The organism is Pseudomonas mohnii (assembly GCF_900105115.1).
In the GTDB taxonomy this organism is placed as follows: Bacteria; Pseudomonadota; Gammaproteobacteria; order Pseudomonadales; family Pseudomonadaceae; genus Aquipseudomonas; species Aquipseudomonas mohnii.
In genome coordinates, this window is sequence record NZ_FNRV01000001.1 from 1,500,865 (window position 1) to 1,522,087 (window position 21,223).

Consider the following 21,223-nt stretch of genomic DNA (forward strand, 5'->3'; position numbering starts at 1 on the left):
ATTCGGCAGGTTTAGAGAGCTGGTTTAACAGGAACGCAACTGCCCGAACGCGTGCCGTGCTGGCTTCTTCACATTATTCAAATTTCTGAAATCCGGTCACTGAAGCCCTGACTGGCGGGCAATTCTACGAAACACATCACATTTTGCAAAGCAAGGTGATGGATCAAGCAGTTGTCTAATGCAAAAATCTATCGTTAAGTTCTTGATTCTAAATGGGAATTGAGTAATGCAAATTTCAAGTTTGGGTCCAGCCATCCGGCGCTACCGCAAGGTCGCGGGGCTTACTCAGGCTGAACTTGGCGAAAGAACCGGTTTTGACCCCAAAACCATCAGCCGCTTCGAAACCGGCACCTATACCCCCAGCGTGGACGTTCTGTTCCAACTAGCCGATGTGCTGGGCGTGAAGCTGAAAGCCTTTTTCGCAGATTTGGGCGATGAAGATGAACAGCGGGCGTATCTGTTCGATGTCATTCATAAAGCAACCCCAAATGATCTGGGAAAGCTGATTGCAGCGGTTGACCAGGCCTTGTCCAAGCCTAATGGCAGAAAATGAAAAAGAGAGGCCGACCTGTCGCACTCGACAGGTCGGCCTCCTTTTTTGCACCTGAACCGCAAATCGCAGACGACAAAAAACCGCAATGGACAAGATCCATGGCAGCGCAATGAAGAGTGTGTTTGAACAGATAACGCGAGAGAGGGCTCGCGATGCGTTATGGAGGCAACCCCACCAGCCACACCCCGGCACACAATGTTCCCGCTGTGGCTGCTTCCTTCCGGATCTGACCAGGTTCACGGGTAATCGTTGCGGGGGGACCGATGGGGTCACCATAACGACGCTCACCTGACGGCGAGCCGCGCCATTGTACCTATCTGCGGCGAAGTTACAACCGTTCGAGCGGATTAAAAAATATGAGCAGCGTCAAGGACATGCGACAACGATAAAAATCAGTCCATGCAGAAGCGAGCCTGCTTGCCATAGGCACTGACAATGACACGCGCTGCCTGGATTAACGCGTCGCCCTCACGCTCTTCGCGAGCGGGCTCGCGCCTACAGATCCTGCAGCACCTCGTCTGCCCTGCCGCCCTCACGCTGGATGACCAGGTGAATGAAGTGCAGCTTGGTAATCACCGCCGACGGCAATACAAAAGGGTAAAAATCTGGCTGACCCATGCTGCGCGACAGCTCATTGAGCATGCCGGCCAGTTCGATCCATGCGTTGACGAAGGACAGGAACGCCTCGGCACCGGGATGCTGAGGATCATAAAGGGTGCTGGAAGGGAACGGCTGGTAGTCGAAATCCATTTCCCGGGCACTCATGCCAAAGCCCAGCGCCGTGTCCACCGCGTCCATCATGTGCAAGTAGTGAGCCCAGGTTTCCGCCCAGTCCTCCCAGGGGTGCATGGTGGCGTAGGCGCTGACGCAATGCTGCTGCCAGTCAAGCGGTGCGCCTTGTTGATAATGCCCCTCCAGGGCCTCGGCGTAGCTGGCGCGCTCATCACCGAACACACCGCGAAAGGCTTCGAGCCAATCACTGCTGGCGATCAACCGGTCCCAGTAGTAATGCCCGACTTCGTGACGAAAATGACCGAGCAAGGTGCGATAGGGTTCGTGCATTTGCACGCGCACCCGTTCGCGATGGGCGTCGTCGGCCTCATTGATATCCAGTGTGATCAAGCCGTTGGCGTGGCCAGTGGTCGGTGGCTTGCCCTCGAGGTCTATGCCGATAAAGTCAAAGGCCAGGCCGGTATCTTCGTCGACAGTTTTCGGGATGACCTGCAACCCGAGACTGATCAACTGCGCAATAAGCCGCCGCTTGGCGGTTTCGACCTTGTGCCAGCGCTCGTGGTTCTCGGCCATCGACAGATCGGGGATGGTGCGATTCAGGCTGCAGGCGATGCACAAGGCATCGTGATCGTTGGCGGGCAACACCCAGTTACAGGCTGCCGGGGAGTCGAGATTGGCACACCGGCGAAACACGCCCATGGCAGGGTCGACATCGAGCAACCAGGTATCCGCTTGCGCGCCCGGTTGCAGTGAGGAGACACGACTGAGCTGCGGGTGATAGCCCAATGCTGCCGAGCAGGCCAGGCACTGACTGTTGCGAAAGAACAATGATTGCCCGCAACGGCACGGCCAGACCTTGCCATTGCGTGAACTTTCGCCGATGACAGGCGCAGCGATGCGTGAGCTGAGCTGGTCGAAGTAGCGGTACATGGCGATCTCTCCCTGGGGCTTGCCAAGACTAGATCATGATTGGCCGTCGATCGTTCCCGCGACTTTCAACGGGGCTGAAACCGATTCGCGGGCAGGCCAGCGAATGGCGTCAGACCGAAATGCCGTGCCCGCTCAGGAACCCGACAAACGCCTCTTCATCCAGCACCTTCAAGCCAAGCTCATTGGCCTTGGTCAATTTCGACCCTGCACCCGGCCCGGCGACCACGCAATGGGTCTTGGCCGATACCGAACCCGCCACCTTGGCACCAAGGCTTTCGAGTTTGTCCTTGGCCACGTCGCGACTCATCAGCTCCAGCGACCCCGTCAACACCCACGTCTGACCGGCCAGCGGCAAGCCTTCGACGACTTTTTTCTCGCTGTGCCAGTGCATGCCGAACTCAGCCAGCTGTTTTTCGGCAGCCTCGGCCAATTGACGATGTTCCTCGATCGCAAAAAACTCGCGGACCGAGCTGGCCTGCTTCTCCGGCAACGCCTGTCGCATATCCAGCCAGTCGGCGTCGATGACCGCTTGCAGCGAACCGAACTTGTCGGCGAGTTTCTGCGCACCGCCCGGACCGACCGAAGGAATGTGCAGCTTGTCGAGGAAACCACCCAGGGTGGTGCTGGCGGCAAACTCGGCGCCCAGTTCACCCTGATCCTGAATCTGCAGCCCATGCTTGAGCAGATCAGCGATCACCTGCCGGTTATGAGCATCTTCGAAGAAGCTGTGGATCTCGTGGGCGACTTCCAGCCCGACATCCGGCAAGTACGTCAGCACTTGCGGCAAAGCCTGCTGTACCCGCTCCAGCGAACCCAGGGAGCGCGCCAGGACCTTGGCTGTCTCCTCGCCGACATCGGGAATCCCTAGGGCGTAAATGAAGCGTGCGAGGCCTGGCTTTTTGCTGTCTTCAATTGCAGCAAGCAGGTTTTTGCTCGATAGTTCGGCAAAGCCTTCCAGATCCACGATCTGCTCGAACGTCAGAGCGTACAGATCGGCGGGCGAACTCACCAGACCTTCATCCACCAGTTGCTCGACACTCTTCTCGCCCAGACCTTCGATATCCATCGCGCGACGGGAAACGAAGTGAATGATCGCCTGTTTGAGTTGCGCGCCGCAGGCCAGTCGACCGACACAGCGATACACCGCGCCTTCGCTGACAGTCTCGCGGCCCTTGCTGCGCTTGATCAGTTGGGTGCGCTCGACATGGGAGCCGCAGACCGGGCATTGCTCGGGAATATGCACCGGCCGCGCATCGTCCGGACGACGCTCGAGCACGACCTGAACCACTTGCGGAATCACGTCGCCAGCACGGCGAATGATCACCGTGTCGCCGATCATCAATCCCAGGCGCGCCACTTCATCCATGTTGTGCAACGTCGCATTGGCCACGGTGACACCCGCCACCTTGACCGGCCTCAGGCGGGCCACGGGCGTGACGGCGCCGGTGCGCCCGACCTGGAATTCGACGTCGAGCAGCTCGGTCAACTCTTCCATGGCCGGGAACTTGTGGGCGATGGCCCAGCGCGGTTCGCGAGCGCGGAAACCCAGTTCGCGCTGGGCGGCAATGCTGTTGACCTTGAACACCACACCGTCGATTTCGTAAGGCAGCGCGTTGCGCCGCTCACCGATGTCGCGGTAGTAATCCAGGCACTCGGCGATGCCGTTCGCCAGCTTGAGCTCGTGGCTGATCGGCAGGCCCCAGGCCTTGAGTTGCTGCAAGTTGCCGATATGCGTATCGGCGATATCCGCGGACACCTGGCCGATGCCGTAGCAGCAGAATTCCAGCGGCCGATTGGCAGTGATCTTCGAATCCAACTGACGCAAGCTGCCCGCCGCGGCGTTGCGCGGGTTGGCGAAGGTCTTTCCGCCAACCTCCAGTTGCGTGGCATTGAGCCGCTCGAAACCGGCCTTGGACATGAACACTTCGCCGCGCACTTCCAGGGTGGCCGGCCAGCCGGTGCCGTGCAACTTGAGTGGAATGTTGCGCACGGTGCGCACGTTGACGCTGATGTCTTCGCCGGTGGTGCCGTCGCCGCGCGTTGCACCGCGCACCAGCATGCCGTCCTGATACAGCAAGCTGACCGCCAGGCCATCGAGTTTTGGTTCGCAACTGTACTCGACCGTCGCGCCGCCACTGAACAGATCACCGGCCGGCAGATCCAGCCCTTCGGTTACCCGGCGGTCGAACTCATACATGTCGGTTTCTTCGAAGGCGTTGCCGAGGCTGAGCATCGGCACTTCGTGGCGCACCTGAGTGAACGCCGACAGGGCCGCGCTGCCGACTCGCTGGGTTGGCGAGTCACTGGTGATCAGTTCCGGGTTGGCAGCTTCGAGCGCCTTGAGCTCGTTGAACAACCGATCGTATTCGGCGTCCGGAATGCTCGGCTCGGCCAGCACGTGATAGCGATAGTTGTGCTGATCCAGCTCGGCGCGCAGCTCTAGAATGCGGTTTTGGGCGGCAGTCATGGGTGTTCTCTCATAAAGCAAAAGAGCAGCCGAGGCTGCTCAATTTTCTGAATACAGTAGCTCAAGGCTATGGACAGCGTGGCAAGGAAGCTTGCTCCCTTGCCACGGCAAGCCCCTGTGCCACAGAAGCCTGCCCAGCCATTGGATTAGCGCTTCTGGGTCAGGGCGCGACGTTCAAACTCGACGATACGCTGACGGTAGTGCTCGATGGTCTGGGCCGTCAGCACGCTGCGCTGGTCATCCTTCAGTTCGCCGTTCAGCTCCTGGGACAGTTTGCGCGCCGCCGCCACCATCACGTCGAAGGCTTGCTTCGGATGGCGCGGGCCAGGCAGGCCCAGGAAGAAACTCACCGCCGGCGTGCTGAAGTGGTCGATGTCGTCCAGATCGAAGACACCCGGCTTCACCGCATTGGCCATGGAGAACAGGACTTCGCCGTTGCCCGCCATGCTTTCGTGACGGTGGAAGATGTCCATTTCGCCAAAACGCAGACCGCTTTCCAGAATGTTCTGCAACAGGGCCGGGCCCTTGAAGCCAGCGGCGTCGCGGCAGATCACGCTGATCACCAGCACTTCTTCGGCTTGCGGATGGTCCTTGTCGCTGACCGCAGGGGCTGCCTTGATGTCTTCGGCGAAATCGTCGTCGCGAGTGCTGAAGCTCGGGCCACCGTCCAGATCCAGGCTGAGGTTCATGTCGCCTTGCGAAGGTTCGCCATGACCGCGTTTGCCGCGTTTGGAACCCGACTCACGCGGTTCACGGGCCGGCATGCTCACCGACGGCAGATCGTGCTCGTCCAGTTGCGGTTCCTTGTGAGTGTCCAATACACGAGGCGGGCCCAACAGTTCGGCACTGGTGTCTTCATCCGGCAGATTGGACAGACTTCGATCAAGACGGAATTTCAGTTTTCCCTTGCCACCGCGCATACGGCGCCAGCCATCAAAAAGAATACCGGCAATGACAATAATGCCGATGACGATCAGCCACTCGCGCAGACCGATTTCCATGTAATCCCGTGCCTCTATAAAAAATGCTGAAAAATAAGGGGTTTACAACCTGTAAACCGCTTTAAAACGTGGCGCCAACTCTATGTTCTGACAGGCGTTTTGCCCACGTACACGAAAAATTGACATTAAACTAGCACGACCAAAGGCAACTTTATAGGGCCGCGCAATCACAAGCATCAAGCTTCAAGCTGCAAGCCGCCTCGCTTGCAGCTTGAAACCTGCAACTTGCGGCTGGCCCTCAGGCCTCGACCATCGCCATCGCCTCCTCGACATCGACAGCCACCAGACGCGAGCAACCAGGCTCGTGCATCGTCACCCCCATCAGTTGATCGGCCATTTCCATGGCGATCTTGTTGTGGGTGATATAGATGAACTGCACGGTCTGCGACATCTCTTTGACCAGCCGTGCGTAGCGTCCAACGTTAGCGTCATCCAGTGGTGCGTCAACTTCATCGAGCATGCAGAACGGCGCCGGGTTCAACTTGAAGATCGCAAAAACCAGGGCCAGTGCGGTCAGGGCTTTTTCGCCACCGGACAGCAAATGGATGGTGCTGTTCTTCTTGCCGGGAGGCTGCGCCATGATCGTCACCCCTGTATCGAGTAGATCTTCGCCCGTCAGTTCCAAATACGCGCGGCCTCCACCGAAAACTTTCGGGAAAAGTGCCTGTAAACCGCCATTGATCTGATCAAAGGTATCTTTAAAGCGGTTACGGGTTTCCTTGTCGATCTTGCGAATCACGTTCTCCAGCGTGTCGAGCGCTTCGACCAGATCATCGTTCTGCGCATCCAGATAACGTTTACGCTCCGATTGTTGCTGGTATTCGTCGATGGCCGCGAGGTTGATCGCACCCAGGCGTTGAATCCGCGCGGCTATGCGTTCGAGCTCTTCCTCAGCGTCCTTCTCGCTGGCTTCGGGTGTCAGTGTGGCAAGGACACCGTGCAAGTCGTAGCCGTCTTCCAGCAACTGGTCCTGCAAGGCCTTGCGGCGCACGGTCAGGGCTTGCCATTCCATGCGCTGGGTCTCGAGCTGACTGCGAATCAGCTGGGACTGTTGTTCGGCCTGGGTACGGCGCTTCTCGGCCTCGCGCAGTTCGCGGTCGGCATCTTCCAGGGCGATCTGCGCGGTCTTTAGCTCTTCGTCGACGGTCATGCGCTTGTCGAGCAGCTCTTCAAGTTTCAGGCGCAGCTCTTCCAGCGGCGCCTCGCCCTCCTCCAGATTGAGGCTCAACTGCTCGCGCTTTTCGGTCAGGCGTTCGGACTGCATCTCCAGACGCTCCAGCGCCTGTCGCGTCGAGTCGTGCTGGGCCTTGAGCGAACCCAATCGCACCGCCAGTTGATGGGCGTGATCCTTGTGCTGACGCGCTTCCTGGCGCACCCGGTCAAGACGCTCACGCAAGCTGTCGCGCTGGGCCAGCAGCAACTCACGCTGCTCGGTGTCCAACGCCATGGCGTCGAGGGCTTCCTGCAATTGCAGGCGCGCTTCGCCGATGCTTTCGTGCTCCAGAGCCCGTTGTTCGCCCAACTCTTCGATTTCTTCATCAAGACGCGTGCGGCGCAAGGTCAACTGCTCGGCCTTGGCTTTTCCGGCCGACAACTGGGCTTTCAATTCGCCTTGTTGACGGGCCTCGTCTTGCAGCAAACGGCGCAAGTGTTCGCGTCCGTTCTCCTGCTGACGCTGTTGCGCCCGCAGGTTTTGCAATTCGGTTTCCAGGGTTTCGACCGCCGCTTCACGCTCTTCGCGCTCCAGGCCCAGTGTCTGGATTTCCTGACCTCGGGCCAGCATGCCGCTTTCCGCTTCGCTGGCACGGCGCACACGCAGGAAGTGCCGACCGACCCAATAACCGTCGCGGCTGATCAGGCTCTGGCCGACCGTCAACTGGCCACGCAAGGCCAGCGCCTGCTCCAGACTGTCGACCGGTTTGACCTGCCCCAGCCACGGCGACAGATCGATCTGCGCCTCGACCTTGTCGAGCAAACTGCCCGGCACCCGCACGCCATCGGCCGCGGGGCTGAGCAAACGCAGATCGCCCTGGACAAACCCGGACAAATCGAAATCGTTGAAATCATCCACCAGCACGGCTTGCAGGTCAGCCCCGAGCACGGTTTCCACCGCCAGTTCCCAACCCGCTTCAACCTTCAAGCCTTCGGCCAGGCGCGGGCGATCCGCCAGATGTTGATCACGCAACCACTCAGCGGTGCCGGTGCCCGGATCCAGGGCGGCTTGCTGCAAAGCTTCCAGGGAGGCCAATCGACCATTGAGGCGCTGCAAATCGCCCTGGGCCTGCTGCTGCGCCGTCAGCGCTTGCTGCAATTGCTGACGCAGTTGCTCAAGCTTCTCGACCTGGGCTTCTTCACTGGTCTGCAAATCCTCAAGGGTCGCCTCGGATTCAGCGAGCTGTTCGCTGAGTTCCATGATCGCCGCGTCTTCCGGGTCCGCCGAAAGCAAGGCGCGCTCTTCACCAAGGCGCTTCTGGCGATCGGCCAGACGCTCCAGGCTGGTTTCCAGCTGCTGGATTCGCGACTGCTGGACTTCGGCCTGACGTCGCGGTTCGGCGGCGGTGAGGTTGAACGTGTCCCACTGCTCCTGCCAGCCGTGCATGGTGGTTTCGGACTCTTCCAGCGCGGCGGCGGCCTCTTCGGCGGCGGCGCTGGTGACTTCCTGCTCAGGGGTGAGCATGTCCAGCTCTTCGCCGAGGGTCAGCAGCAAGGTGCGGTCATGGCCCAGGTGAGATTCGGTCTCCAGGCGCGCGCGCTCGGCTTCTTTCAGATCGTCCTGCAGTTGGCGCAGACGCTGCTGACCGTGCTGGATGCTCTGCTCGACCCGGGCGATATCACCGCCGACCGAATAGAAACGCCCCTGCACCAGATTGAAGCGCTCAGAGAGATCATGATGCCCGTCACGCAGGCGCTCGATGCTCGCGTCGGCATTGCGCTGCTCAGCGACCAAGGCCTCAAAGGAAATTTCCTGGGTGCCGATGATCGCTTCACGCTGGCCAACCTGGTCGTTCAGATCCTGCCAACGCAAGGCCGACAGTTGAGCCTTGAGCTGCCGCTCTTCGCCTTTGAATTCCTGATACTTCTTGGCGGCCTCGGCCTGACGGTGCAAGCGTTCGAGCTGGCGTTCAAGTTCTTCGCGCAGGTCGGTCAGGCGCGCAAGATTTTCGTGGGTGCGACGGATACGGTTTTCGGTCTCGCGCCGGCGCTCCTTGTACTTGGAAATGCCCGCCGCTTCTTCGATGAAGTTGCGCAGGTCCTCGGGTTTGGACTCGATCAGCTTGGAGATCATCCCCTGCTCGATGATCGAATAGCTGCGCGGGCCCAGGCCGGTACCAAGGAATATGTCGGTGATGTCGCGACGCCGGCATTTGGTGCCGTTGAGGTAATAGGTGGTCTGGCTGTCGCGGGTGACTTTGCGGCGAATGGAGATTTCCGCGTAGGCGGCGTATTCACCGAGCAGTGTGCCGTCGGAGTTGTCGAACACCAGCTCGATACTGGCCTGGCTCACTGGCTTGCGGCTGGTGGAGCCGTTGAAGATGACGTCGGTCATCGACTCGCCGCGCAGGTTCTTCGCCGAGCTCTCGCCCATGACCCATCGTACGGCGTCGATGATGTTCGACTTGCCGCAGCCATTGGGCCCGACGACCGCCGCCATGTTACTGGGGAAGTTCACCGTGGTCGGATCGACGAAGGACTTGAACCCCGCCAGCTTGATGCACTTGAGCCGCAAAATCAGGCGTCCGTCAGGGCGGAGATCACCAGATCGCAGCTGCGCTGGGCGTAAGCCGTCAGCACCAGGCGAATCTGCGCAAAGTCACGGGCGATCACGGCCGCAAGCAGGCGTTCGAACAGTTCCAGAAACTCGCTCATCGACGCTTTGCGCTGGTCCAGGGCAAGAAAATACGCTCGACTCATGGCCGGCTGCAGATTCTCGACGGTTTCCTGCAAGTACGGGTTGTTGGCAAACGGATACGCGGCGCGCATCACGCTGAAACTGTCATCGACGAAGCTGCGAATGTCCTGGCGCTCGAAATCGCTGCTCAGGCGCTGCTGGATCTGCACGAACGGCGCCAGGTCCGCCTGGACTTGCCAGCCATTGGCCACCGCATTGCCCAGCAGGATGTACATCTCGCTCATCAGCGTGCACAGGCTCTGCACCTTGTGCGCGGTGAGTTCGGTCACATGGGCGCCACGTCGCGGCAGGATCGCGATCAGATGACGGCGCTCAAGGATCAGCAGGGCCTCGCGAACCGAACCGCGACTGACGTTCAGGGCAAGCGTGACCTTCTGTTCCTGGATGCGCTCTCCGGGCTTCATTTCGCCGCGAATGATCCGTTCGGCGAGGTGGTGAGCGATTTGCTCGGCGAGGCTGTCCGGCGCCTTGAACGTCATGGTGGTCCCTTCAAACTCGTAGATCTGCACAAGCGGCGCAGTGTAGCGCAATTGATACGACAGGGCAGAGTGCCCGCCTGGTGGTTTTTGGCACGATTCGAGCAAAAAGCAGGCTATCCCGCGAGGGTCAATAATGAAGAAACCGGTTGTCGATCGACAAAGTGCATTTTCCTGACCTTTAAGTCAGAAAATCATTGACCGAAAAGTCAGACCTGCTAAATTCGGTTCAAGTCGGTTAACAACAATAATGAGTCTGCGAGGCCTTCCGTGATCCAGTTTTTACTAAACCAGGAACTCCGTAGCGAGCACGCCCTGGACCCGAACCTGACCGTGCTCAACTATCTGCGCGACCATGTGGGCAAACCCGGCACCAAAGAAGGCTGCGCCAGCGGTGACTGCGGCGCCTGCACCGTGGTGGTCGGCGAGTTGCAAACGGATGACGAGGGCCGCGAACACATTCGCTATCGCAGCCTTAATTCGTGCCTGACCTTCGTGTCGTCCCTGCACGGCAAGCAATTGATCAGCGTCGAAGACCTCAAGCACAAAGGCGAGCTGCACAGCGTGCAGAAAGCCATGGTCGAGTGCCACGGTTCGCAGTGCGGTTTTTGCACGCCTGGCTTCGTCATGTCGCTGTTCGCCCTGCAAAAGAACAGCACCGAACCCGACGCCCATAAAGCCCACGAAGCCCTGGCCGGCAACCTCTGCCGCTGCACCGGCTATCGGCCGATTCTGGAAGCGGCCCAACAGTCCTGCTGCGGTAAACAGCCCGACCAGTTCGATGCCCGTGAAGCCGAAACCATTGCCCGCCTCAAAGCCATTGCCCCGACCGATATCGGCGAACTCAACAGTGGCGACAAACGTTGCCTGGTGCCGCTGACGGTGGCCGACCTGGCCGACCTCTACGATGCTTATCCACAGGCCCGCCTGCTGGCCGGCGGCACGGACCTGGCGCTGGAAGTCACCCAGTTCCACCGCACGCTGCCGGTGATGATTTACGTTGGCAACGTCGCCGAAATGAAACGCATCGAGCGCTTCGAAGATCGCCTGGAAATCGGTGCCGCCACGGCCCTCTCCGACTGCTACGACGCCTTGAAAGCCGAGTACCCGGACTTCGGCGAATTGCTGCAGCGTTTTGCCTCCTTGCAGATCCGCAACCAGGGCACCCTCGGCGGCAACATCGGCAACGCCTCGCCCATCGGCGACTCGCCTCCGCTGCTGATCGCCCTCGGCGCACAAATCGTCCTGTGCAAAGGCGAAACCCGCCGCACCCTGGCCCTGGAAGATTACTTCATCGATTACCGCGTCACGGCGCGCCAGGAAAGCGAGTTCATCGAGAAGATCATCGTGCCTCGCGCCAGCGTCGAACAGCTGTTCCGCGCCTACAAAGTCTCCAAGCGCCTGGACGATGACATCTCGGCGGTGTGCGCCGCCTTCAACATTCGCCTGGAAAACGGCATGGTCGCCGAGGCCCGCGTGGCCTTCGGCGGCATGGCAGCCATCCCGAAACGTGCCGCCGCGTGCGAAGCGGCGCTGCTGGGTGCGCCTTTCAATAACGCCACGGTCGAACGCGCCTGCGCGGCCCTGGCCGAAGACTTCACACCGCTCTCGGACTTCCGCGCCAGCAAGGAATATCGCCTGCTCAGCGCGCAGAACCTGCTGCGCAAATACTTCATCGAACTGCAAACACCGCACATCGAGACTCGGGTGACCGCTTATGTCTAATCATCACGCCGTAGAGAAGACCCAGGCCGAACTGGCTGAACTGTTCGCCAAGGACCTGACCACCGGTGTCGGCCGCAGCGTCAAGCATGACAGCGCCGCCAAGCATGTGTCCGGTGAAGCGCAGTACATTGACGATCGCCTGGAATTTCCGAACCAGTTGCACGTGTACGCCCGCCTGTCGGACCGTGCCCACGCAAAAATCATCCGCATCGACACCGCGCCCTGCTACGCCTTCGAAGGCGTGCGCATCGCCATCACCCATGAAGACGTGCCGGGCCTGAAAGACATCGGCCCGCTGTTGCCGGGCGACCCGCTGCTGGCGATCGATACGGTGCAGTTCGTCGGTCAACCGGTGGTCGCGGTTGCCGCCAAAGACCTGGAAACCGCGCGCAAGGCGGCGATGGCAGCGATCATTGAATACGAAGATCTCGAGCCAGTGCTGGATGTGGTCGAAGCCCTGCGCAAGCGCCACTTCGTGCTCGACAGTCACACCCATCAACGCGGCGATTCAGCAGGCGCACTGGCCACCGCTGAACATCGCATCCAGGGCACGCTGCACATCGGCGGCCAGGAACACTTCTACCTGGAAACCCAGATTTCTTCGGTGATGCCGACTGAAGACGGCGGCATGATCGTCTACTGCTCGACCCAGAACCCCACCGAGGTGCAGAAACTGGTGGCCGAAGTGCTGGATGTGTCGATGAACAAAATCGTCGTCGACATGCGCCGCATGGGTGGCGGTTTCGGTGGCAAGGAAACCCAGGCGGCGAGCCCGGCGTGCCTGTGCGCGGTGATCGCGCACCTGACCGGACAGCCCACCAAGATGCGTCTGCCACGCGTCGAAGACATGCTGATGACCGGCAAGCGGCACCCGTTCTACGTCGAGTACGACGTCGGCTTCGACAGCACCGGCCGCCTGCACGGCATCGCCCTGGAACTGGCCGGCAACTGCGGTTGCTCGCCGGACCTGTCGGCCTCGATTGTCGACCGCGCGATGTTCCACTCGGACAACTCGTATTACCTGGGCGACGCGACCATAAACGGTCACCGCTGCAAGACCAACACCGCGTCGAACACCGCCTACCGTGGTTTCGGCGGCCCGCAAGGCATGGTCGCCATTGAAGAAGTGATGGACGCCATCGCCCGTCATCTGGCCCTCGATCCGCTGGCCGTGCGCAAGGCCAACTACTACGGCAAGACCGAGCGCAACGTCACCCACTACTACCAGACGGTCGAGCACAACATGCTCGAGGAAATGACCGCCGAACTGGAAGAAAGCAGCCAGTACGCCGAGCGCCGCGAAGCGATCCGTCGCTACAACGCCAACAGCCCGATCCTGAAAAAAGGCCTGGCGCTGACCCCGGTGAAATTCGGCATTTCCTTCACCGCCAGCTTCCTCAACCAGGCAGGGGCCTTGGTGCACGTCTTCACCGACGGCAGCATCCACCTCAACCACGGCGGCACCGAGATGGGCCAGGGCCTGAACACCAAAGTCGCGCAGGTCGTGGCCGAAGTGTTCCAGGTGGAAATGGACCGCGTGCAGATCACCGCGACCAACACCGACAAAGTGCCAAACACCTCGCCAACCGCCGCCTCCAGTGGCGCCGACCTGAACGGCAAGGCTGCACAGAACGCCGCCGAAACCATCAAGCAGCGCCTGGTGGAATTCGCTGCGCGGCAATACAAGGTCAGCGAAGCAGACGTGGAATTCCACAACGGCCACGTGCGGGTTCGCGATCACATCCTGACCTTCGAGGCACTGATCCAGCAGGCGTATTTCGCCCAGGTGTCGCTGTCGAGTACCGGGTTCTACAAGACACCGAAAATCTACTACGACCGCAGCCAGGCCCGTGGTCGTCCGTTCTATTACTTCGCCTTCGGCGCGGCGTGCTGCGAAGTGCTGGTCGACACCCTGACCGGCGAATACAAGATGTTGCGCACCGACATCCTGCACGACGTCGGCGCCTCGCTGAACCCGGCCATCGACATCGGTCAGGTCGAGGGCGGCTTCATCCAGGGCATGGGCTGGCTGACCATGGAAGAGCTGGTCTGGAACAACAAAGGCAAGCTGATGACCAACGGCCCGGCCAGCTACAAGATCCCGGCCGTGGCGGACATGCCTCTGGACCTGCGGGTAAAGCTGGTGGAGAACCGCAAGAACCCGGAAGACACGGTGTTCCACTCCAAGGCCGTGGGCGAGCCGCCCTTCATGCTCGGTATCGCCGCATGGTGTGCAATCAAGGACGCCGTGGCCAGCCTGGGCGACTACAAGCACCAACCGAAGATCGACGCACCGGCCACCCCGGAGCGCGTGTTGTGGGGCTGTGAACAGATGCGCCAGCTGAAGATGGCGAAGGCTGTCGAGGCTGAAGCCGAGATGGCTTCGCTCTGATACCGAGGCGCTGCCAATCGCCAGCAGGCTGGCTCCCACAGGGGAATGCATTCCAATGTGGGAGCCAGCCTGCTGGCGATGAGGCCGGAACAGACAACAGAGATGTTGAGGTGAGACATGTACAACTGGATCGACGCCCTCGCCGACCTGCAAAACCGCGGTGAACCCTGCGTGTTGGTGACCATCATCGAAGAGCTCGGCTCGACGCCACGCAATGCCGGCTCGAAGATGGTCATCAGCGCCCGCCAGACGTTCGACACCATTGGTGGCGGGCACCTGGAATACAAGGCCATGCAAATCGCCCGCGAGATGCTCGCCAGCGGCAAGCAGGACACCCATCTGGAGCGCTTCAGCCTCGGCGCCAGCCTGGGCCAGTGCTGCGGCGGCGCCACCGTATTGCTGTTCGAACCGATGGGCCAGGTCCAGGCGCAAATCGCCGTGTTCGGCGCCGGCCACGTCGGCCGCGCACTGGTGCCGCTGCTAGCCAGCCTGCCCTGCCGGGTGCGCTGGATCGACTCGCGGGAGGAAGAGTTCCCGCAACAGATCCCCCACGGCGTGCGCAAGATCGTCAGTGAAGAACCGGTGGACGAAATCGACGAGCTGCCCGCTGGCTGCTACTGCATCGTCATGACCCACAACCACCAGCTCGACCTGGAACTCACCGCCGCGATCCTCAAGCGCAACGACTTCGCTTACTTCGGCCTGATCGGCTCGAAGACCAAACGCGTGAAGTTCGAACATCGCCTGCGCGACCGCGGATTCGACAACAGCGTCGTGCAACGCATGCGCTGCCCGATGGGCATCGGCGAAGTCAAAGGCAAGCTGCCAGTGGAAATCGCCATCTCCATCGCCGGCGAAATCATCGCCACCTATAACGCCAATTTCGGCCAGCAGACCGCCAGCGCCGAACCGATTGCCAAACTGCTGCCCGTGTCGCGCCGCAGTCAGGCCACAAAACTGAAAGCCTCAAACTGATGAGCTTCATAAATAGAGAATGACCATGCCTCTGACTCGCAAAGCCTACCGCGCCGCCATTCTGCACAGTATCGCCGACCCCGCTGAAGTGGGGATCGAAGCCTCCTACGAGTATTTCGAGGATGGCCTGCTGGTGGTCGATAACGGCAAAATCAGTGCACTGGGTCACGCCAGTGAGCTGCTGCCGACCCTGCCGGCAGACATCGAGATCACCCATTACCAGGATGCGCTGATCACCCCGGGCTTCATCGATACCCACATCCACCTGCCGCAAACCGGCATGGTCGGCGCCTACGGCGAGCAACTGCTGGACTGGCTCAATACCTACACCTTCCCGTGCGAACGCCAGTTCGCCGACAAGGGCCACGCTGACCAGGTCGCGGACATCTTCATCAAGGAACTGCTGCGCAACGGCACCACCACGGCGCTGGTGTTCGGCAGCGTGCATCCGCAGTCGGTGAACTCGTTCTTCGAAGCCGCCGAACAGCTGGACCTGCGGATGATCGCCGGCAAGGTCATGATGGACCGCAACGCCCCGGATTATCTGACCGACACCGCCGAGTCCAGCTACGTCGAAAGCAAGGCGCTGATCGAGCGCTGGCACGGCAAGGGCCGCCTGCACTACGCGGTGACCCCGCGCTTCGCCCCGACCAGCACCCCGGAACAACTGACCCTCGCCGGCCAGTTGCTCAGTGAGTACCCGGATCTGTACATGCAGACCCACATCAGTGAAAACCTCAAGGAAGTCGAGTGGGTCAAGGAATTGTTCCCGGAGCGCAAGGGCTACCTGGACGTCTACGATCACTACCAGTTGCTGGGCGAGCGCTCGGTGTTTGCCCACGGCGTGCACCTGTGCGACGACGAGTGCGCGCGACTGGCCGAAACCGGGTCGGCGATTGCGTTCTGCCCGACGTCGAACTTCTTCCTGGGCAGTGGCCTGTTCAACCTGCCGATGGCCGAGAAACACAAACTGAACGTCGGCCTGGGCACCGATGTGGGCGGCGGCACCAGTTTCTCGCTGCTGCAAACCCTGAACGAAGCGTACAAGGTCATGCAACTGCAAGGTGCGCGTCTGAGCCCGTTCAAGTCACTGTACCTGGCGACCCTCGGCGGCGCCCGCGCCTTGCGCCTGGAAGACAAGATCGGCAACCTGAAGCCGGGCACGGACGCAGATTTCCTGGTGCTGGACTACAACGCCACGCCATTGCTGGACTATCGCCTGAAACAGGCCAACAACATTGCCGAGACGTTGTTCGTGCTGATGACCCTGGGGGATGACCGGACCGTGCTGCAGACGTATGCGGCGGGGAATCTGGTGCATCAGCGCTAGGTTTCACCGACATAAAAAATCCCCCGCAGCCTTTCAGCCCGGGGGATTTTTGTTGCCTGTCACATTGCTCTCGCGAGCAGGCTCGCCCCCACAAATGTGCACTCAACACAAAACCCTGTGGGAGCCAGCCTGCTGGCGATAGGCGCGACGCGGTTTTTCAGATTTTCGCTGGTGAACGTCCCGGTTTCTTGGTCTGCAACAAATGCGAAAACACGGCGTGCAAGTCATCCGACGCACTTTCTTCGTCAAGGTTGAGCTTGCTGTCGATGTGATCCATGTGATGCATCATCAGATCCACCGCCAGCTCACCGTTGCGCGCCTCGATGGCGTCGATCAACTGGGTGTGCTCGTCGTAGGAGCAGTGGGAACGGTTGCCGCTTTCGTATTGGGCGATGATCAGCGAAGTCTGGGACACCAGGCTGCGCTGGAAGCTGATCAATGGTGCGTTTTTCGCCGCTTCGGCCAGTTTCAGGTGGAATTCGCCCGACAGGCGGATGCCCGCACCGCGATCGCCACGGGAGAAGCTGTCGCGCTCGTCGTTGACCATCTGACGCAATTCGGCGATCTGCTCGGCAGTGGCGTGCTGCACCGCCAGTTCGGTGATTGCGCGCTCGACCAGACGCCGGGCCATGAACACCTGGCGCGCCTCTTCGACACTCGGGCTGGCCACCACCGCGCCGCGATTCGGACGCAGCAGCACCACACCTTCATGAGCCAGGCGCGACAACGCACGGCGAATGATGGTGCGGCTGACCCCGAAAATTTCCCCCAGCGCTTCTTCGCTCAACTTGGTGCCGGGCGCCAGACGCTGTTCGAGGATGGCCTCGAAGATATGCGCATAGACAATATCGTCCTGGGTACCGCTGCGGCCGGCTTTGCCTGCTCGCGGTTGTTTCTTGAGGGGCTGCAACTGTTCGTTCATGGGCACTCGAGTCGGGAGAACTGCGGCGAATTGACCGTGACTGTAATACGGCACAGTGGGTCGCTGGCAAGTATCGCGTAAAAAACACTGTGATTGTACACAATGGATAGTGGCAACACGACTGTATGGCTGTTTGTTGCTTCCGCTGTATTGCAACGATTGGTTACGTTTGAGTTTAGGCTTAATCGCAGAATCCGCCTTTTGCACAATTCCCTTGTGGGAGCGAGCCTGCTGGCTCCCACAAGGGCATTGTGGCGTGGCGGACATCTTTATCAGAACAGGGAACACCACCGTCATGAACGACGCCACGCACACGCAACTGCGCCCATGGGCCGATACATCACCTTCGGCCATCGTCGCCGGTTTCATCGCCATGATGACCGGCTATACCAGCTCCCTGGTGCTGATGTTCCAGGCCGGGCAAGCGGCCGGCCTGACCAGCGGGCAAATTTCGTCGTGGATCTGGGCGATTTCCATCGGCATGGCGGTGTGCTCCATCGGTCTGTCCCTGCGCTATCGCACGCCGATTACCATCGCCTGGTCGACCCCCGGGGCAGCGTTGCTGATCACCAGCCTTGGCGGCGTGAGCTATGGCGAAGCCATTGGTGCCTACATAACCTGCGCGGTACTGGTGACGATTTGCGGGCTGACCGGCAGCTTCGAGCGCCTGGTGAAAAAGATCCCGGCGTCGTTGGCCGCCGCGTTGCTGGCCGGGATTCTGTTCAAGATCGGCAGCGAGATTTTCGTCGCCGCGCAGCATCGCACGGCACTGGTGCTGGGCATGTTTTTGACCTACCTGGTGGTCAAGCGCCTGTCACCCCGCTACGCCGTGCTGGGAGCATTGCTGATCGGAACAGCGTTGTCGGGGTTCATGGGCCTGCTGGACTTCAGCGGCTTTCACCTGGAAGTGGCCACGCCGGTCTGGACCACGCCACACTTTTCCCTGGCGGCGACCATCAGCATCGGCATTCCGCTGTTCGTCGTGGCAATGACCTCGCAGAACATGCCCGGCATCGCCGTACTGCGCGCCGACGGTTACACCGTGCCGGCCTCACCGCTGATCACCACCACTGGCATCGCCTCCTTGCTGCTGGCGCCCTTCGGCTCCCACGGGATCAACCTGGCCGCCATCAGCGCAGCAATCTGCACCGGACCGCATGCCCACGAGGATCGCAACAAGCGCTACACGGCAGCGGTGTGGTGCGGGGTTTTCTACGGGATCGCCGGCGTTTTCGGCGCAACGCTGTCGGCCTTGTTCGCGGCGTTGCCCAAGGAACTGGTGCTGTCGATTGCCGCGCTGGCGTTGTTCGGCTCGATCATCAATGGTCTGAGCATCGCCATGAGTGAGGTAAAGGAACGGGAAGCGGCGCTGATCACCTTCATGGTCACGGCATCGGGGCTGACGCTGTTTTCCATTGGCTCGGCGTTTTGGGGGATTGTCGCGGGGGTGGTGACGCTGATGATTCTGAACTGGCGCAAAGCCCTGTAGGAGCGAGCTTGCTCGCGATGGTCGTCAACGATAACGCTTGAAACATGACACCCCGCGGCGAGGCTTACTCTTAAAAAAAACGGCGACCCATGGGTCGCCGTTTTTCTGAACATCAAGCTACCGGATTGATCGGCTTTTCCGGGTACCAGACGTCGATCAGCGGGCTGACAGTCGCTTCGGTCAGTTCACTGCGGCCCTTGAGCCAGGCTTCAACAGCAGCACGCTGCTCTTCGGACACCGAGCCACGCTTCTGCAGGCATACCAGACCGAAGTCGTCGCCGCCAACATAGCCCAGACCGTTGGCTTCCATGGCTTCTTTGAGGAACGCGTCGAGGAAAGCATCAATGGCTTCATCAGCCAAATCTTCTTTGAAATCCAGGTTCAGTTCGAAACCCAGCTCTTGAAATTCATCGACGCACAGTTTTTTGCGCAGACGCTGGGAACGGTTAGTCGCCATTGGAACAATCCTCTTAAGTAATAACGGGCGGCACTTTAGCAGTTTAAGCGGCCGATTACTCGCCTCTGAACGGCGCCAGCCCTACCGCCCGGTAAAAAAATAGCGGATTAGAAGGGTCAGGCACGGCACAAGCCACGACACCTTGGGGCATAATGCCGACACTTTCATGACCACTGAGGGAATTTATCTTCATGCCCTCGTCTTTTCCCCTCGGCTGTAGGGTTTTATTTCAAATGATCAAATCGTTGCGTCCATTACTGCTGGCCGGCCTTCTCCTTCCCCTGGCCCTCCCCGTTTCCGCTGATCCCATCAATACCGCGTTATCGCCCAACGTTGAAAAAGCCCTAAAGGCCAGCAAATTGCAGGACAACGCCCTGTCGCTGGTGATGATTCCACTGACCGGCCCCGGCACCCCGACCGTTTTCAACGCCGATGTGTCGGTCAACCCGGCCTCGACCATGAAACTGGTCACCACCTATGCGGCCCTGGAAATGCTCGGCCCGAACCATCAGTGGAAAACCGAGTTCTACACTGACGGCACCCTCAGCGGCGGCATCCTCAATGGCAACCTCTACCTCAAGGGTGGCGGCGATCCGAAGCTGAACATGGAAAAACTCTGGCTGCTGATGCGCGACCTGCGCGCCAATGGCGTCACCCAGGTCACCGGCGACCTGGTACTGGATAAGAACTTTTTCGTGCAACCGCAACTGCCAGAGTTCAACGACGACGGCAATGACGAAAACAAGCCGTTCCTGGTCAAACCCGATGCGCTGCTGGTCAACCTCAAGGCCCTGCGATTCGTCGCGCGCAACGACTCCGGCAAAGTGCTGGTTTCGGTGGAACCGCCAATTGCCAGCATCCGCATCGACAATCAGGTCAAGGCCATCAATTCCAAGCAATGCACTGGCGGCGTGCGCTACAACCCGGTGCCCCAGGCCGATGGCAGCGTGACCGTGACCGTGGGTGGCCAACTGGGCGAAGGCTGCAGCTCGCAGACTTATCTGTCGCTGCTCGATCACGCGACCTACACCGCTGGCGCCGTGCGCGCGATCTGGAAAGAACTGGGTGGCAGCATTCAGGGCAGGGATGTCCTGGCACCAACGCCTAAGGATGCCAAGGTGCTGGCACGGGCATTCTCGCCGGACCTGGCGGAGATCATCCGCGACATCAATAAATACAGTAACAACACCATGGCTCAGCAGCTGTTCCTGAGCCTGGGCCAGAAATTCCGCACCGACGCCGATGCCGACGATGCCAAGGCTGCCCAGCGCGTGGTACGTCAGTGGCTGGCGAGGAAAGGCATCACCGCGCCGCACCTGGTGATGGAGAACGGCTCCGGCCTGTCCCGCGCCGAGCGGGTCAGCGCCCGGGAAATGGCGTCAATGCTGCAAGCCGCTTGGCACAGCCCTTACGCCGCCGAGTACATCAGTTCGATGCCGATTGCCGGCACCGACGGCACCATGCGCAAACGCCTTAAAACGACCGCGATGCGCGGTGAAGCCCACGTCAAGACCGGCACCCTGAACACGGTGCGCGCGATCGCCGGCTTCAGCCGCGATATCAATGGCAATACCTGGGCGGTGGTGGCGATCCTCAACGACAAGGCTCCGTTCGGTGCGTCGTCGGTGCTCGATCAGGTGCTGCTTGATCTGTACCGCCAGCCGAAACTGGCGCAGACCGCTTCGGTTCTGTAAGAACACTGCAAAACCAGTGTCGGAGCGGGCTAGCTCCTACAGGGAAGACGTTACATCCCCCCGTAGGAGCCAGCCTGCTGGCGAGGGTCGTTAACGATAACGCGGATGACCTGGATAAACGCGGCGCTCTTGAGTCCATCGTCGGAACGCCGCCCGGAGCCGGCCCGCTC

General features: G+C 60.4%; 14 protein-coding genes and 1 other RNA gene. 7 read left to right on the plus strand and 8 right to left on the minus strand.

Features of this window, described 5'->3' with window-relative positions; all coding sequences use genetic code 11:
- Positions 1-226: 226 nt before the first annotated feature.
- Positions 227-553, plus strand: a complete 327-nt coding sequence (locus BLV61_RS07060; protein WP_047531444.1) for a helix-turn-helix domain-containing protein — start codon at positions 227-229, stop codon at positions 551-553.
- Between the two features lie 169 nt (positions 554-722).
- On the opposite strand, the gene ffs is transcribed toward BLV61_RS07060, so the two are convergent.
- From ffs to BLV61_RS07090, 6 genes are all read right to left on the minus strand, one after another.
- Positions 723-819: signal recognition particle sRNA small type (ffs, locus tag BLV61_RS07065), an RNA gene on the minus strand.
- Positions 820-1,048: 229 nt separating this feature from the next.
- Positions 1,049-2,215: a zinc-binding metallopeptidase family protein gene (locus BLV61_RS07070; RefSeq protein WP_090463812.1), complete on the minus strand. Its 1,167-nt coding sequence runs from the start codon at positions 2,213-2,215 to the stop codon at positions 1,049-1,051.
- 109 nt (positions 2,216-2,324) lie between these two features.
- Positions 2,325-4,682 (minus strand): NAD-dependent DNA ligase LigA, encoded by a 2,358-nt coding sequence (gene ligA / locus BLV61_RS07075; protein ID WP_090463814.1) that lies wholly within the window; start codon positions 4,680-4,682, stop codon positions 2,325-2,327.
- A 146-nt stretch (positions 4,683-4,828) separates the two neighbouring features.
- Complete coding sequence (zipA, locus tag BLV61_RS07080) at positions 4,829-5,683, minus strand: cell division protein ZipA (RefSeq protein WP_047531450.1); 855 nt, start codon at positions 5,681-5,683, stop codon at positions 4,829-4,831.
- A gap of 238 nt (positions 5,684-5,921) precedes the next feature.
- Positions 5,922-9,410: a chromosome segregation protein SMC gene (gene smc, locus BLV61_RS07085; protein ID WP_090463817.1), complete on the minus strand. Its 3,489-nt coding sequence runs from the start codon at positions 9,408-9,410 to the stop codon at positions 5,922-5,924.
- A 2-nt stretch (positions 9,411-9,412) separates the two neighbouring features.
- Entirely contained in the window at positions 9,413-10,072 is a 660-nt protein-coding gene (locus tag BLV61_RS07090) for a GntR family transcriptional regulator (protein WP_047538940.1), read from the minus strand.
- A 267-nt stretch (positions 10,073-10,339) separates the two neighbouring features.
- Between BLV61_RS07090 and xdhA the strand changes: the two genes are divergently transcribed.
- The 4 genes from xdhA to guaD all read left to right on the plus strand — a co-directional run bounded on the left by xdhA (position 10,340) and on the right by guaD (position 16,491).
- Positions 10,340-11,794, plus strand: a complete 1,455-nt coding sequence (gene xdhA, locus BLV61_RS07095) for a xanthine dehydrogenase small subunit (protein WP_090463820.1) — start codon at positions 10,340-10,342, stop codon at positions 11,792-11,794.
- Positions 11,787-14,186, plus strand: a complete 2,400-nt coding sequence (gene xdhB, locus BLV61_RS07100) for a xanthine dehydrogenase molybdopterin binding subunit (protein ID WP_090463823.1) — start codon at positions 11,787-11,789, stop codon at positions 14,184-14,186. Before xdhA ends, xdhB begins: the two co-directional genes overlap by 8 nt.
- Positions 14,187-14,303: 117 nt before the next feature.
- A complete protein-coding gene (gene xdhC, locus BLV61_RS07105; protein ID WP_047531461.1) occupies positions 14,304-15,161 on the plus strand; it encodes a xanthine dehydrogenase accessory protein XdhC in 858 nt (285 codons plus the stop codon).
- A 25-nt stretch (positions 15,162-15,186) separates the two neighbouring features.
- The gene (guaD, locus tag BLV61_RS07110; RefSeq protein ID WP_090463826.1) at positions 15,187-16,491 is read left to right on the plus strand and encodes a guanine deaminase; all 1,305 of its coding nucleotides are present in this window, start codon (positions 15,187-15,189) and stop codon (positions 16,489-16,491) included.
- Between the two features lie 157 nt (positions 16,492-16,648).
- On the opposite strand, the gene BLV61_RS07115 is transcribed toward guaD, so the two are convergent.
- Positions 16,649-17,413 carry a GntR family transcriptional regulator gene (locus BLV61_RS07115; RefSeq protein ID WP_047531465.1) on the minus strand — a complete coding sequence of 255 codons (765 nt, stop codon included), beginning with the start codon at positions 17,411-17,413 and terminating at the stop codon, positions 16,649-16,651.
- Positions 17,414-17,708: 295 nt separating this feature from the next.
- Between BLV61_RS07115 and BLV61_RS07120 the strand changes: the two genes are divergently transcribed.
- The gene (locus BLV61_RS07120) at positions 17,709-18,902 is read left to right on the plus strand and encodes a benzoate/H(+) symporter BenE family transporter (protein WP_090463830.1); all 1,194 of its coding nucleotides are present in this window, start codon (positions 17,709-17,711) and stop codon (positions 18,900-18,902) included.
- A 112-nt stretch (positions 18,903-19,014) separates the two neighbouring features.
- Here the strand turns inward: BLV61_RS07120 and BLV61_RS07125 are convergent, their stop codons facing one another.
- Entirely contained in the window at positions 19,015-19,359 is a 345-nt protein-coding gene (locus BLV61_RS07125) for a YggL family protein (protein ID WP_007896965.1), read from the minus strand.
- 233 nt (positions 19,360-19,592) lie between these two features.
- Here BLV61_RS07125 and dacB point away from each other — a divergent pair, with 233 nt between their 5' ends.
- Positions 19,593-21,053: a D-alanyl-D-alanine carboxypeptidase/D-alanyl-D-alanine endopeptidase gene (gene dacB, locus BLV61_RS07130; protein WP_047531469.1), complete on the plus strand. Its 1,461-nt coding sequence runs from the start codon at positions 19,593-19,595 to the stop codon at positions 21,051-21,053.
- Positions 21,054-21,223 lie beyond the last annotated feature (170 nt).